The sequence below is a fragment of the Microbulbifer sp. GL-2 genome, from assembly GCF_007183175.1.
In the GTDB taxonomy this organism is placed as follows: Bacteria; Pseudomonadota; Gammaproteobacteria; order Pseudomonadales; family Cellvibrionaceae; genus Microbulbifer.
In genome coordinates, this window is sequence record NZ_AP019807.1 from 647,669 (window position 1) to 662,405 (window position 14,737).

Below are 14,737 nucleotides of genomic sequence, written 5' to 3' on the forward strand. Positions count from 1 at the left end.
CTCACGTAGTGTTCTCGTGTCGACTCAGTCGTGTATGTTTCCCAATTATAGATAGCGAGACCCTGCTTACGGGGCCGGATTCGGGTTGTGCTGGTGAATAATTTCTATCGCGGCCAGTTGCTCCTTGTCGAGCTGCAATTCGACGCTGGCAATATTAGTACGTAACTGCTCCATGGTAGTGGCCCCAATAATATTGGCGGTCACGAACGGCTGCTGGTTGACGAAAGCCAGAGCCATTTGCGCCGGGTCCAGGCCGAATTGACGAGCCAAATTCACATAGGCTTCAGTAGCCACATTACTGCGCTCACTGGTGTAACGTTGGAAACGCTCGTACAGGGTCAGGCGCGCTCCTTCAGGCTTCGCTCCTTCCAGGTACTTGCCAGACAAGACACCAAAGGCCAGGGGCGAATAAGCCAACAGCCCACACTGCTCACGAATAGAGACTTCCGCACAGCCCACTTCAAAGGTACGGTTTAACAGGTTGTAGGGGTTCTGAATGGAAACGATACGTGGCTTGCCATAAACCACCGACTCCCGGAGATATTCGTGCATACCCCAAGGGGTCTCATTGGAAATACCGATATAGCGCACCTTACCCGCCTCTACCAACTCCTCTAATGCATTAAGGGTCTCGGCAATCCTGATTCCATCATCTCCCTGGTGCTGATAACCCAGGCGACCAAAAAAGTTAGTCTGGCGCTCGGGCCAGTGGATCTGATAGAGATCGATATAGTCGGTACCGAGGCGCTTTAGGGAGTCATCACAGGCTTTAAGTATATGGTCACGACTGAGGCGGGGCCCCGAGCGCAAGTGCCTCACTCCAGGATTGGCCTCACCTCGCCCAGCCACCTTACTGGCGATAATCACCTTGTCGCGACCGCCACGGGCGGACAACCACTTGCCAATGTACTCTTCTGTGCGCCCCTGGGTCTCCGGACGTGGTGGTACTGGATACATCTCAGCGCAGTCGACAAAGTTGACTCCCTGATCAAGGGCGTAGTCCAGCTGCTCTGCGGCATCAGAAACGGTATTTTGCTCACCAAAAGTCATTGTGCCGAGGCAAACCTGGCTTACTTTGAGACTGCTGGTGCCAAGCTGGCGGTATTCCATATCGTCTTCTCTCCCTAAAAAGCAAAATGGGGATTATGCCGCTTTGTTGCCAGGGGGAGTAGAAGGTAGGGGAGTAGAAGGTAGAGAAGGGAGATAGGAGCGGCAGAGCCGCTCCAAGTCGAGTATCTTTGCAAAACTCGAGATAGATTAAAACAGATTAACTGAATTCAGCTTTCACCTGTGGGCTGGTATCTGCATCGTAATCGACGCCCTCCACCCCGAAGCCGAACAGCTTGAGAAAATCAGCTTGGTAGCCTTTGTAGTCGCTCAACTCAAACAGGTTTTCCGCAGTCACTTCCGGCCATAGCTTTTCGATCTTGGCCTGGGTCTCCCGACGCAGCTCCCTATCGTCCATACGCAGGCGGTTGTTGCTGTCGAGACGAGGACTATCGGTGTAAAGCCCCTCGGTGTACAGTCGGTAGAGCTGCTCGATACAGCCCTCGTGAGTGCCCTCCTCCTTCATTACCTTGTAAACGAGGGAGATATACAATGGCATCACCGGAATCGCGGAACTGGACTGGGTTACCAAAGCTTTCAGCACCGCAACATTCGCCGCTGCCTGGCCACTCTCTGTAATGGCCTTAGCCGCGCGATCGAGGTCTTCTTTAGCCTTGCCAATAGTCGCATGGCCGTAAATCGGCCAAGTGAGCTTTTCACCAATATAGGTGTAAGCCACAGTTTTACAGTTATCTGACAGCACACCGGCATCGCCGAGAGCCTGCATCCACAGCTCCCAGTCCTCACCTCCCATTACCTTAACTGTGGCCGCAATTTCCTCATCATTAGCCGGCTCTACACTGATATCTGAGATTTCCAACTTATCGGTATTGAGGTTTTTTGCCGTATAGGATTCACCAATCGGCTTCAGCACAGAGCTGTAGAGCTCACCGGTCTTTGGGTCAGTACGGCGCGGCGAGGCCAGGCTGTAAACCACCAGATCCACCTGGCCCAGATCTTCCTTTATCATCTCGATCGCCTGAGCCTTCACCTCATCAGAAAAGGCATCACCATTGATGCTCTTGGCATAAAGGCCCGCATTGTGTGCCTCGGCCTCAAATGCGGCCGAATTGTAATAGCCTGCTGAAGCGGTGCGCTTTTCGGTTGGCGGTTTCTCAAAAAACACCCCCAGGGTCCCCGCACCGGAGCCAAAAGCGGCAGAAATCCTTGAAGCCAGGCCATAGCCGGTGGAAGCCCCAACAACCAAAACCCGCTTGGGGCCATTCTCAATCGCTGGCTGAGACTTGATGTACTCAATCTGTTCACGCACATTAGCTGCACAGCCCTGCGGGTGGGCATTGGTACAAATAAATCCGCGTACTTTCGGCTGGATGATCATCCTTACTGTCTCTCCCTTTGCACTTGGGGAATCGTGGTTATGTGATCACAGATACGCTGACTGCGCATCGGGAAAACGGTGGCGGACCTGGGAATAAAGACGCTCAGGTCACGTTCCTGGCCATTCTAATGGTTGTGGCTGGTGAGTCCCATAGCGGCGTTTCCCCGCTAGGGACAGAGTTGTCCAGAATATCCTAGCTAGCGGCCAAAGCGGCCTAAAAGCCCACTTGTTGTGACTTACCGCACTATTTAAGGGCGTACCAGTAAATTATCACGCCAGACGCATGCCATAACTTCGCCTCGGGGCACTCAAAACCTCCTTTGTTCCTGGGCTACACTTTTTTTGCCTTGGCACGCTGTGTGCAATATCCCTTATGTCGATATCAAGTTACCCCTGAGAAGAAGTCCGAGTCTGATCACAGACAACAGCTCCATCAGTGGTCACTCGACGGTGTTTATTCCATAGATAGTTAGGAAGGTCCGTGTGAAATACTATTCGCGTCACTGCGTAAAACCCGGCGACCTGAATCCCGCCCAGCGCCTGTTTGGAGGCCAACTGCTCGCCTGGATTGATGAAGAGGCAGCCATCTTCGCCGGCTGCCAGATGGGCACACCAATGCTGGTGACCAAGCTGATGTCAGAGATCGATTTTATCAGTCCTGCCTGCTGTGGGGATGTGGTGGAATTCGGTTTTGAGGTAGTGGGTATCGGCCAAAGCTCCCTCACTGTGCACTGCGAGGTCCGCAACAAGCAAACCCAACAGCTAATCGTACAAGTCGAACAAATTGTCTTTGTAGCCCTGGATGCCAACGGCAAACCAACCCCCCACACCAAGGCCGGCATGTCCCTGGAACAGGCACGTAGAGCCACCAAACGCAACCGAGAAGTACGCGAGCGCCGGCTAGCTGGTTAGAGCCTACCCTGTAGATGGCGGTATAATGGCGCCTTTGCGCCACCGTCATCTGCCATGTTTCAACTTCGCTACACTACGCCAAAAGACTGGGCCCAAGTCGTCCTCAGCGATTTCAAGCGCTTCCTTCAGGATCATGCCGCAGCGGAAAAGAAGGCCTCTGGCATGGCGGTGTCGATGTTCTCTCACTATCCCGATAAACCATTGCTGGTCGAGTCCATGGTGAATCTGGCACTAGAGGAGATGAACCACTTTCGCCAAGTTATCAAGATTATGCACGAGCGGGGGATATACCAGGCACCGGACGAGAAAGATCCTTATATACACGCACTGCGCAGGCTGACTCGACGCGGAACGGAAGAATACCTGCTTGACCGCCTGCTCACCGCCGCAATTATTGAGGCGCGCGGATGTGAACGCTTTGGCCTGGTAGCCGAGGCTCTACCTGAAGGCCCACTAAAAAGTTTTTATAAAGTCATCACCGACAGCGAGGCCCGGCACCACGAACTGTTTATTGAGCTGGCGCTGCAGTATTTTCCCCGCAAGAAAGTAGAGGCCCGCCTATGCCAGCTGTTGGACCAGGAAGCCCAGATTACCGAGGCCCTACCCCACCGCCCTGCACTGCACTAAGCGGCGGCCAGGAGAATCGCTCAACGTAATTTACTGTAGCGAACAATGATGTATGCTGGCGCCGATATACCTTATTCGCAGTGGGGTTTCCGCAGTTATGTCTACTCTCCGCAAACATGGGTTTCACCTATCCTTATTAGTTATTTTCGCTTTCGCCTGGGGCTGGTCTGCCTGGCAACCTTTACATCCCGATGATTGGCTATTAGAGAATTACCTGGTTTTTGCCGCACTGCCGCTAATCCTGGTCAGTGCCCGAGTATTTCCACTCTCCAGTGTGTCCTATACGCTGATTACCTTGTTTATGTGCCTGCATGTAATCGGTTCCCACTACACCTATGCAGAAGTGCCTTTCGGCTACATCCTTCAGGAATGGCTCGGCGCAGAACGCAATATGTACGATCGCTTGGTGCACTTCAGCTTTGGGCTGCTGCTGGCCTACCCAGTGCGGGAAGTACTTGTACGCCTGGCGGGACTGCATGGGTTCTGGGCGTACTTTTTCCCCGTAGATGTGACCTTCGCCCTCTCTTCTATTTATGAAATCATCGAGTGGCTGGCGGCGCGTACTGTGTCACCGGAGTTGGGCATGGCCTTCCTGGGTTCCCAGGGAGACATCTGGGATGCGCAAAAAGACATGTTATTGGCGGGGCTCGGCTCCATCCTTGCCATGCTGGTTGTATTGGTCTTAAACCTCTGGCTCAACTCCAACGTCTGGCGGGAAATCCGCAATAGCCTGAAAGTACCTGAGGGCGACCAGGCCCTCGGTGAGGTGAAGTTCCGCCAGTGGTGGCGCAAGCGCCAGAGCCACTAGGAGTCAGTTGCCATTGGCGTATGTCAGCGGCAGGCAGGTTGTCTGCTTCATCGTCTCCATCACAAAGCTGGAGCTGACATCAAACAGATCGGCTTTGATCAGCTCCTTATACAGGCGATCGTAGCCGGGCATATCGGTGACTACCGCCTTGATCAAGTAGTCCAGGTCCCCACTCATGCGGTGGACCTCAAGAATCTCCGCAACCCCTTGCACCAATTCAGTGAACTGAGTCGCCCACTGGTCGTTGTGTTGGTTGGTGCGAATGGAGATGTACACCGTAAGCGGCAGATTCAACTTGTGCTGGTCCAATAGGGTCACCCGGTCGGCAATAACTCCATCCTCTTCCAGCTTATGGATGCGCCTCCAGCAGGCGGATTTAGACAAGCCCACCCGTTCGGCAATATCGCCAACGGAGAGTGTCGCATCCCTCTGCAATAACTCCAGTATCTGCCTATCATGCCGGTTAAGTCCCGCCGCCATTCCATCACCCTCCCACTGACATGGATCGAAAAAAGTTACATTGTCTCTAACCAACCTATCACGGAATGACTTTGTGCCGAAAAAAATATATTAACCGGTATTTTGATTCGATATAAATGACACAGGCAGGATAGATAGACACATTGTTTCGGTTGCAAACCACTAGAGTGCATTTCCATATAAATACAGGAAGTGGAACTCATGACCGACCTGATCAAACGCATTCGCGATTCGGTGATTGGCGATATGCAGCCAATCACCACACCCTTCGGGCAGAGACCGCTGGTGTATGCCGACTACACCGCATCGGGTCGCGCACTAACCTTTATCGAAGACACTATTCGCCGGCAGGTGCTGCCCTACTATGCCAATACTCATAGTGAAACCTCTTTCACTGGCGCCCAAACCACGCAGCTGCGTGAGGAGGCAAGAGCTGAGATTCGGAATGCCATTAATGGGAGAGAAGAACACAAAGTTATCTTTTGCGGCTCTGGCGCCACTTCCGCCATAAACAAGTTGATCGATATCCTTGACCTGCGCCTGCCGACAGACCTGGATCGAAAATCCTACTTACAGGGCAGCCTTACTGTTCAACAAAGACCGGTGGTATTCATAGGGCCCTACGAACACCATTCCAACGAGCTGCCCTGGCGGGAAAGTATTGCCGAGCTGGTGACCATTCCACTTACCGGTGCGGGCACCCTGGACCTGGGCAAGCTTGAAACCCAGCTGCGCGCTTACGCCGATCGCCCTTTGAGAATTGGCAGCTTTTCTGCCGCCTCCAATGTGACCGGTATTGTGACCGAAGTAGAGGCCATCACCCGACTGCTGCACAAGTACGGCGCGCTGTCTTTCTGGGACTATGCCGCAGCCGCCCCCTACATGGCGATTGATATGCGCGGCCAAGACGGTATCCAGGGGGATAGTTCAAAAGATGCAGTATTTATCTCGCCGCATAAATTCGTAGGTGGGCCCGGCACTCCCGGGGTTCTGGTCGTTCATGAGAAGCTGTTGCAAAACACGGTCCCCGCTGCACCCGGCGGCGGCACCGTGCTCTATGTCACTCCAGAGGATCACCGCTATCTCGATGACCCCGAGCGCAGTGAGGAGGGCGGCACTCCAGCCATCATCGAGTCCATCCGCGCGGGCATGGTATTTAAGCTCCAGCAAACGGTGGGTATCGATAAGATTATTCAAAGGGAAAAGCAGCTCGTCAGTCGTGCACTGGAGCGCTGGTCAAAGGAGGAGAATATCGAGGTTCTCGGCAATCTCGAAGTATCGCGCCTGTCGATTGTCTCAATGTCCCTTAAATGGCGTGGCAGGGACTTACACTACGGATTTGTTGTGGCGCTTCTTAACGATCTTTTCGGTATTCAAGCCCGCGGGGGCTGTTCCTGCGCAGGCCCCTACGGACACAGTCTGCTGGGCATTGATATGGCCTACAGTCGGGCGCTAGAGGAGCAGATTCTCAAGGGAAGAAAATTAATGAGGCCGGGCTGGGTGCGCCTGAACTTTAATTATTTCATCAGCGAAGAGGTATTCGAATACCTGCTTGAGGCAGTGGCACTGGTGGCTCGCCACGGCTGGAGATTACTGCCTTATTACTACTTCGACCAAACACAAGGAGTGTGGCGCTTCCAGAATAAAAAACCCGAACCGGCGACCAGTCTGGCACAGTTGGACTTTAATCACTCCGTGCCCAACACAACAGAGCATGACCGGCCCCTGCTTTCTCTCAAGGAATACCTGGCTATCGCGGAGCGGGAACTTTGCCGCAAACCGCGCAACGCCAGATTTTACAACCTGCCACTTCCCGAGGATGCAGAAACCCTGCGCTGGTTTGTCAGCCCCAGAGAAGCTGCGCTGGAGCTCTAGGAGTTATCTCAAGAGCAACAGGGGCTGGCGGGTCTTGAGTAACATCTTCGCGGTGATACTGCCCATCAGGAGATCGCGCAGGCGGTTGTGGCTGAATGCCCCCATTACCGTGAGGTCAATCTGGTGCTCTTCCTGGTAGGCAATCAAGGCCTCGACAGTATTACCTTCCAGGTGGCTGGCCGTTACTGCCAAACCAGCCTTATCCAGCTCTGCACTGGCTTCGGCCAGCAGCTTTTCTGCCGCTTGCGCCGGGCCAACATTCACCAGGTGGCAAGAAAGGTTGTGAAACAGGGAGCTTTCGGCTATCAGCGCCAGCGCCTTGCGTGTTGCCTCACCACCGTCGTAGGCCAGCATGATTCGCTGCGGCTGCTGGAATTCCCTGTTAACCACCAGAATCGGCTTGTGCAGGGAGCGGACCACGGTCTCCAGTTGCGCACCCAGGCCCTGCTCTGCATCGCCGTGTTCCTCACCGCGAATTCCAAGCACCAGGATACGGATACAGTCCTCCAGCTCCACTACGGATTCGGTCAGGGTATCGTGACGCTGACAGGTGATCACCTGCCCAACACCGGCATCTTCGGCACGATTACGCGCCGCTTGCAGCATGAGCTTGCCCTGCTTTACCAGCAGTTGCGCGCGCTGTTGTTCCAGTGCAGTTAACTCTTCGAGCAGCTCTTCCTGGCTGCCAAGGCCGATACTACCGGTAAAGTCGGTAACTGCGGGGACATTACTGCGTTCGATATTGTGCAACAGCTTGAGCGGCGCACTCAGCTTGGCTGCCAGCCAAGCTGAGTAATCACACACGGCGCCAGTGTAATGGGAACCGTCGATACAGGAGAGAACCACCGCTGGGGTGCCACCATTACCACCTGTATCATTATTATTTTCGCTGTTGCTCACGACCATCAATGTCCTCCAAGAACCCGCTCAATTTCCTCGGGTTTATCGTGTACGCCGAACCGGTCGACGATGGTTTCACTGGCTTCATTCAACCCTACCAACTCCACCTGGGCACCCTCGCGACGGAACTTGAGCACCACCTTGTCCAGCGCATTTACTCCGGAAATATCCCAAAAGTGCGCGCGATTGAGGTCGATCACCACAGTATCCACTACTTCCTTAAAGTCGAAAGAAGCCGTGAATTTATCGGCGGAGTTGAAGAAGACCTGCCCAATGACCTTATAGGTGCGGCGGCTCTGCGCCTCATCGAGGGTACTGCTCACGTACATAAAGTGGCTGACTTTATTGGCAAAAAACAGCGATGCCAGCAGCACCCCAACAAATACACCATAGGCCAGGTTGTGGGTCCACACTACCACAACCACAGTGGCCAGCATCACCAAATTTGTAGAGAGCGGGTAGTGTTTCAGATTGCGGATAGAGCTCCAGTCAAAAGTACCGATGGAAACCATAATCATGACCGCAACCAAGGCCGCCATGGGGATAACTGCAACCCAATCGCTCAGGAACACCACCAGGGTCAGCAAGCCAATACCGGCCACCAAGGTGGAGAGTCGGCCGCGTCCACCGGATTTCACGTTAATCACCGACTGACCAATCATCGCACAGCCAGCCATCCCTCCCAGGGAGCCAGCCGCAATATTTGCAATACCCTGCCCTTTGCATTCACGGTTCTTGTCACTTGGAGTATCGGTCAGATCATCGACAATCGTCGCCGTCATCAGGGATTCGAGCAGGCCCACTACAGCCAGGCCGGCAGAATAGGGGAAAATGATCTGCAGGGTTTCAAAGTTCAGCGGGACCTCTGGCCAAAGGAAAATCGGAAGGGTATCCGGCAGCTCGCCCATATCGCCCACGGTGCGGATATCCACGCCCATGGTGACTGCCACCGCAGTTAACAGCAGGATACATACTAGCGGCGAAGGCACTGCTCTACCGATCACAGGAACATAGGGGAACAGGTAGATAATACCCAGGCCCGCAGCCGTCATGGCGTAGACTTCCCAGGTACCACCGATCAGTTCAGGCATCTGCGCCAGGAAGATCAGGATCGCCAAGGCATTCACAAACCCCGTGACTACAGCCCTGGAGACAAAGCTCATCAGGCTGCCCAGCTTGAGGTAACCGGCAATGATCTGCAGTACCCCGGTGAGCAGTGTCGCCGCGAGCAGATACTGCAGACCGTGCTCCTTCACCAAGGTCACCATCAATAGGGCCATAGCGCCGGTGGCGGCAGAGATCATACCCGGTCGCCCACCCACAAACGCAATGACCACCGCAATACAGAAAGAGGCGTAAAGACCAACTCTAGGGTCCACCCCTGCGATGATCGAGAAGGCAATAGCCTCAGGTATCAGTGCCAGGGCCACTACCAGGCCGGCGAGTACATCGCGACGTATATTGCCGAACCAGTCAGCTTTGGTCGAAGAGAGCAACGAAGGAAGGAACATAAACGCAAATAAATTTGAATTGATCAAAAAAAGGTCGCGCACTCTACCATAAACCGCCCGCCCCCGTATGGCCTCCACCCCCGAACGCCCATCCACAATCAGCGAAAATCCTCCCCATCGAGACCATTGGCAGCGCCAAACTCCCTACTGAAATACGCTGCCCAGCTCCCGGACAAGGCGGACAGCGGACACTTTTAGCGGACACTACACCAGCTGGACACCGCCCCCAAAAAACAAAAAATCTTATATATATCAACAAGTTAAAATAATCAAAAAAGTTGGCATAGGGATTGCGTTACCCCCTGTAGAGCAGATTTTTTTGATTTGCATCCATAACAGAAAAACGCTGCATCCAAATACCAAAGCAGCCGCAATCGCACAGAGAGATGGAAAGCAACAATGATTAGAGATACTTCCAGGCAAGACACAAAGATCGAAGCCGTACCGCTGTGGAAGAACCCGAAAACCTATAAAGCATCTGCCCTGCTCGGTATTACCGCCACTTTCTTAATTTGGGGTATCGGCGCCTGGCACAGCACCAGCTCAGTGGATAACACCCTGTCTTTGTCACGTATCAATATTGCCCAGGTAGAGCGCGGCGACCTGGTTCGCGACCTTGTAGTCCAGGGCAAAGTAGTCGCCGCCAATAGCCCTACTCTTTATAGCCCAGCGCAAGGCATCGTCAAATTTGCCGTAAAAGCCGGTGATACCGTACAAGAAGGACAACTCCTCGCTTCGCTCGACAGCCCGGAACTGTCCAACCAGCTGGCCCAGGAGGAAGCCCAGTTAAACCAACTATCCGTAGAGTTACAAAGGCAAAAGATCCAGGCCAAGCGCCAACAGATGGAAAACCAGCAAAAGGCCGATCTCGCCAGGGTCAATCTCACCGCTGCCAAGCGGGAGTTAAAGCGCGCTGAACTCTCCATGGAGAAGCAGATTATTTCCCTGCTCGACTTCGAGAAATGCAAGGACGATATGGCTCGCGCAAAGCTGGAATATGAACAGGCCGTACAAAATGCTGAGCTGGAAAAAGAATCTCTGAGTTTTGATACCCAGACTCTCAAGTTACAGGTATCCCAGCAGAAGTTACAGGTGGAAGAGCGGCAACGCCGCGTACGCGAGCTGAATATCCTCTCCCCCGTGAGCGGCACCATCGGCAGCCTGGCCGTCTCCCAGCGCAGTGCCGTTGCAGCCAATGCTGCATTGATCACTGTGGTCGATCTCACCAGTTTTGAGCTGGAGGCTGCGGTGCCTGAAAACTATGCCGATGACCTGGGTCTTGATATGGCCGTCGCCATCAATCTCGGCGGTAAAGAATTACCCGGCGAGATTACCGCAATTTCCCCCGAAGTGATCAATAGCCAGGTTATTGCGCGAGTGCGCTTTATCAATGGGCAGCCTGGAAACTTACGTCAAAACCTACGCCTTACTGCCCGTGTTCTGCTTGAGAATCGCAACGGTGTACTGCTGGTGAAACGTGGGGGCTTCCTCGACCAAAGCGGTGGTCGCCATGTCTTCCGCCTCAATGATGCACAACAAGCGGAGCGGGTACCCATCCAGATCGGTGCATTGGGATTGAAACAAGTGGAAATCGTTTCCGGCCTGCAGGAGGGAGATCAAATCATTATTTCTGCCGCCGAAGAGCTGAATGACGCTCAGCTGGTCGCTCTGAAGGAATAACCCTGAGAAAAAAATTTACACACGGATAGCAGAAGCCAAAACAGCTCTGCATTCCGCATCGACAACCGATTTAAAAATTTCAGTTTAAAACAAGGAATATCACCATGCTAAACATGCACAATATCCGTAAAAGCTTCCGTACAGACACCATCGAAACCCACGCGCTGCGCGACTTTAGCCTGGAAGTTAAGGAAGGGGAGTTTGTTTCAGTGACCGGTCCCAGTGGCTCTGGTAAAACCACTTTCCTGAATGTCGCCGGACTACTGGAAACCCCAACAGGTGGACAGTACCTGCTGGATGGCGAGGATGTAAGCAACCTCAATGACCGCCAGCGCTCCCACCTGCGCAATGAGAAAATCGGATTTATTTTCCAGGGATTTAACCTGATTCCTGACCTGAGCCTGTTCGACAATATCGATGTACCACTTCGCTACCGTGGCTTTAGCACCAAAGAGCGTCGCAAGCGTATCGAGAAAGTTCTGGAGCAAGTGGGTCTTTCCGCCCGTGCAAAACACCTCCCCGCACAACTTTCCGGGGGTCAACAACAGCGCATCGCAATTGCCCGCGCCCTGGCCGGTGAGCCTCGCTTCCTGCTCGCAGACGAACCCACTGGTAACCTCGACTCTCTGATGGCGCGCCAGGTAATGGAGTTGCTGGAATTTATCAATGAGTGGGGCACTACCATCGTGATGGTTACCCATGATCCGGAACTGGCCCGCCGCGCACACCGCAATATCCAAATTGTGGATGGTCAGGTTTGCGACCTCCGCCCGGTCACGGTGCAACCCGAAGCAGCTACTGCTTAAGGAGACCACAATAATGATTGGATATTATATTTCCCTGGCTTTGCGCAGCCTGCGCAGCACACCAATATTAAGCGGCCTGATGATCGCCGCCATTGCGGTGGGTGTTGGCGCCTCAATGACAGTACTCACCCTCAACTATATGATGTCGCAGAATGCACTCAAACATAAGGACGATGTTCTTTTCGCGGTACAATTGGACAGCTGGGATGTTAATGAAGCTGCCGATACTACCAATGAAATACCCTGGCAGCTGACTTACCGTGATACACAAGCGCTGCTGCGCTCAGATATCCCCACTCGCCAGGTTGCCATGCATCGCTTCGGGTTTACTGTGGAGTTGGAAAACTCCTCAATACGCCCTTTCACGGCATCTACCCGCGTCACTACCCACGATTTTTTCTCCCTATTTGATGTGCCTTTTATTTACGGTGGAACCTGGGATAGTGAAGCAGACGTTTCCCCAGATCAGGTTGTAGTCCTAGCTAAGTCAACAAATGACAAACTGTTTTCCGGTGATAACAGCGTGGGCAAAAGTATCATATTAAATGGTGAACCTTTTACCGTAGTCGGTGTTGTTGACCACTGGGAGCCTGCACCCAAGGTTCACGACCTCAACAACAGCCCCTTTGCCAGCTCTGGAAAACTATTTATACCTTTCGGGCTACACAGGAAACTGGAAATTTACAGTTGGGGTAATACCAATGGATGGACTACAGGAGGTGGGGAAGGCTATGAGGGTTTCCTGCAAAGTGAGGATGTCTGGGTTCAATACTGGGTGGAGCTCAGTAACAGTGAGCAGAAAGCTCAATATGAAAATTTCCTGACTGCATATATAAACGGGGAAAAAGCACAGGGACGTTTCGAGCGGCCATCAAAGTTTGCCTTGAGTAAACCTTCTGAGTGGCTGGTTCTCAATGAAGTCCTCAGCGATGACAACCGGGTACTGGGTTGGGTATCCCTGGCTTTCCTGTTGGTTTGTGTAATCAATGCGGTCGCTCTGCTGCTCGCCAAATTCCTGCGTAAGGCTCCTGAAGCGGGCGTGCGCCGTGCCCTAGGTGCCAGTCGCAGTGCCATTTTCACACAGCACCTGATTGAGAGCGCTGCGATTGGGCTTATCGGCGGAATTGTGGGGATTTTAATCGCAACTATGGGCATTGGTGGAATCCGCTATCTGGCCATGGGGCAAATGGACAGTGTAGCCACGATGGACTGGGTGATGATGACCGCTGCCATCGGCCTCGCTCTAATTGCCAGCTTACTAGCTGGATTCTATCCAGCCTGGCGCATCAGTCGTACCAATCCCTCCATTTACCTGAAAACCCAGTAAGGACGAATCATGCTTGAACTAAAACCCATGTTGTCCGCCCTCTGGCGCAATAAAATTTCTGCCCTGCTAATCGCCCTGCAGCTGGCATTAACTTTGGCGATCATCAGTAACATTGTCGTTATTGTGCAGGATCGAATCGAAAAAATAGAACGGCCCACCGGTATAGCTGTGGAGGAGATTATTGCCATCAATTTTATGGCAATCCCCCAAGACTACGACATGATTGGAGCGGTATCTGCTGATTTGGAGTTGCTGCGCGAACTTCCCCATGTCAAAGATGCGACGGTTACCAACCAAGTACCTTTGTCTCAGTCAGGGTCTGCTGGGACTTTTTATACTCAGCCAAATCAGGAAATCGGCGGGATAAACTCCAACCGTTACAATACTGAACCACATTTTATAGATACTCTGGGTCTCAATTTAGTTGCAGGTCGTAATTTCACGGATGCAGAAATGCAGTTTTTTGACCCCAATGAACTTAGGGAAATGCCTGTTGCAGTTATTACCCGGCAGTTTGCCGAAAAGCTGTACCCCAATCAGGATCCAATTGGAAAGCCACTTTATGATGGCAATAGCTCGCACCCGATAGAGATCATCGGTATTGTCGAACGGCACCTGGGCGCCTGGGTAGGCTGGTCAAATGCAGGCAATGTAGCCTTTTTCCCTGCCGTCAGAAATACCCAAGACACAAACTATCTGGTACGCACCGAGCCAGGAAAGCGTGATGAGGTATTAAAAACCCTGGTCGAGAAGTTATCTGAACGCGACCCACAGAGAGTAATAAAAACCAGAGTTCTTTCAGAATATGTGGCCCGCAGTTATGCACGCGACAATTTAATGGTTAAAGTATTAACAATCGTTGCGGCCATGCTCAGCTTTATTGTGGCCCTGGGAATTGTCGGCCTCACCATTTTCTGGATCAACCAACGCGCCAAACAGATTGGTGTAAGACGAGCTCTCGGTGCAACGCGGGCTAATATCAGCCGTTATTTCCTCCTGGAAAATAGCTTAATTGCCGGTACAGGTATTGCCATTGGCAGTGCTGCCGCATTAATTGCAAACCAATATATGGTTCGCGATTATTCTCAACCCACACTTACTCTGATGCCGCTGGCTATTTGCGCACTGCTGGTTTTGTTGGTCAGCCTCGCCGCAGCGCTAACACCCGCAATACGTGCCGCAAACATTTCTCCGGCAACTGCCACCAGAAGCGTTTAAAACTTCTAATGAATTGATGGTCGATTAGCTTTTCAGGCTATTCGACCATCAGAGGAAAAGTAATTTTTTAACATTATTAAATTTTTATTATCCCCTTAGGACCATTGCCATATTGGCAACTGACTTCTATCAAAAATAATAAGGATG

The 14,737-nt window shown here is 52.6% G+C and carries 13 protein-coding genes; 8 read left to right on the forward strand and 5 right to left on the reverse strand.

Features of this window, described 5'->3' with window-relative positions:
• Positions 1-66 precede the first annotated feature (66 nt).
• Complete coding sequence (locus GL2_RS02915; RefSeq protein WP_143729221.1) at positions 67-1,110, reverse strand: NADP(H)-dependent aldo-keto reductase; 1,044 nt, start codon at positions 1,108-1,110, stop codon at positions 67-69.
• Between the two features lie 157 nt (positions 1,111-1,267).
• Complete coding sequence (gene fabV, locus GL2_RS02920) at positions 1,268-2,446, reverse strand: enoyl-ACP reductase FabV (protein WP_143729222.1); 1,179 nt, start codon at positions 2,444-2,446, stop codon at positions 1,268-1,270.
• A 483-nt stretch (positions 2,447-2,929) separates the two neighbouring features.
• On the opposite strand from fabV, the gene GL2_RS02925 reads away from it, so the two are divergent.
• From GL2_RS02925 to GL2_RS02935, 3 genes are all read left to right on the forward strand, one after another.
• Positions 2,930-3,358 (forward strand): acyl-CoA thioesterase, encoded by a 429-nt coding sequence (locus tag GL2_RS02925; protein WP_143729223.1) that lies wholly within the window; start codon positions 2,930-2,932, stop codon positions 3,356-3,358.
• 54 nt (positions 3,359-3,412) lie between these two features.
• The gene (locus GL2_RS02930) at positions 3,413-3,985 is read left to right on the forward strand and encodes a tRNA-(ms[2]io[6]A)-hydroxylase (RefSeq protein ID WP_143729224.1); all 573 of its coding nucleotides are present in this window, start codon (positions 3,413-3,415) and stop codon (positions 3,983-3,985) included.
• Between the two features lie 97 nt (positions 3,986-4,082).
• Positions 4,083-4,793, forward strand: a complete 711-nt coding sequence (locus tag GL2_RS02935) for a DUF2238 domain-containing protein (protein ID WP_143729225.1) — start codon at positions 4,083-4,085, stop codon at positions 4,791-4,793.
• A gap of 3 nt (positions 4,794-4,796) precedes the next feature.
• On the opposite strand, the gene GL2_RS02940 is transcribed toward GL2_RS02935, so the two are convergent.
• On the reverse strand, positions 4,797-5,273 hold the full coding sequence (locus GL2_RS02940; RefSeq protein ID WP_143729226.1) for an Lrp/AsnC family transcriptional regulator: 477 nt from the start codon (positions 5,271-5,273) through the stop codon (positions 4,797-4,799).
• Between the two features lie 201 nt (positions 5,274-5,474).
• On the opposite strand from GL2_RS02940, the gene GL2_RS02945 reads away from it, so the two are divergent.
• Positions 5,475-7,148 (forward strand): aminotransferase class V-fold PLP-dependent enzyme, encoded by a 1,674-nt coding sequence (locus GL2_RS02945; protein ID WP_143729227.1) that lies wholly within the window; start codon positions 5,475-5,477, stop codon positions 7,146-7,148.
• Between the two features lie 3 nt (positions 7,149-7,151).
• Here GL2_RS02945 and GL2_RS02950 read toward each other — a convergent pair whose 3' ends face one another.
• Positions 7,152-8,054 carry a universal stress protein gene (locus GL2_RS02950; protein WP_143729228.1) on the reverse strand — a complete coding sequence of 301 codons (903 nt, stop codon included), beginning with the start codon at positions 8,052-8,054 and terminating at the stop codon, positions 7,152-7,154.
• Complete coding sequence (locus tag GL2_RS02955) at positions 8,054-9,559, reverse strand: SulP family inorganic anion transporter (protein WP_143732770.1); 1,506 nt, start codon at positions 9,557-9,559, stop codon at positions 8,054-8,056. Before GL2_RS02955 ends, GL2_RS02950 begins: the two co-directional genes overlap by 1 nt.
• Positions 9,560-9,958: 399 nt before the next feature.
• Here GL2_RS02955 and GL2_RS02960 point away from each other — a divergent pair, with 399 nt between their 5' ends.
• The 4 genes from GL2_RS02960 (at position 9,959) to GL2_RS02975 (ending at position 14,590) form a co-directional block, all read left to right on the forward strand.
• On the forward strand, positions 9,959-11,239 hold the full coding sequence (locus tag GL2_RS02960) for an efflux RND transporter periplasmic adaptor subunit (protein WP_143729229.1): 1,281 nt from the start codon (positions 9,959-9,961) through the stop codon (positions 11,237-11,239).
• 104 nt (positions 11,240-11,343) lie between these two features.
• The gene (locus GL2_RS02965; protein ID WP_143729230.1) at positions 11,344-12,045 is read left to right on the forward strand and encodes an ABC transporter ATP-binding protein; all 702 of its coding nucleotides are present in this window, start codon (positions 11,344-11,346) and stop codon (positions 12,043-12,045) included.
• Between the two features lie 13 nt (positions 12,046-12,058).
• Positions 12,059-13,372, forward strand: coding sequence for an ABC transporter permease (locus GL2_RS02970; protein WP_143729231.1), 1,314 nt, complete (start codon positions 12,059-12,061; stop codon positions 13,370-13,372).
• A 9-nt stretch (positions 13,373-13,381) separates the two neighbouring features.
• Positions 13,382-14,590: an FtsX-like permease family protein gene (locus tag GL2_RS02975; RefSeq protein ID WP_143729232.1), complete on the forward strand. Its 1,209-nt coding sequence runs from the start codon at positions 13,382-13,384 to the stop codon at positions 14,588-14,590.
• The last annotated feature ends 147 nt before the right edge of the window (positions 14,591-14,737 follow it).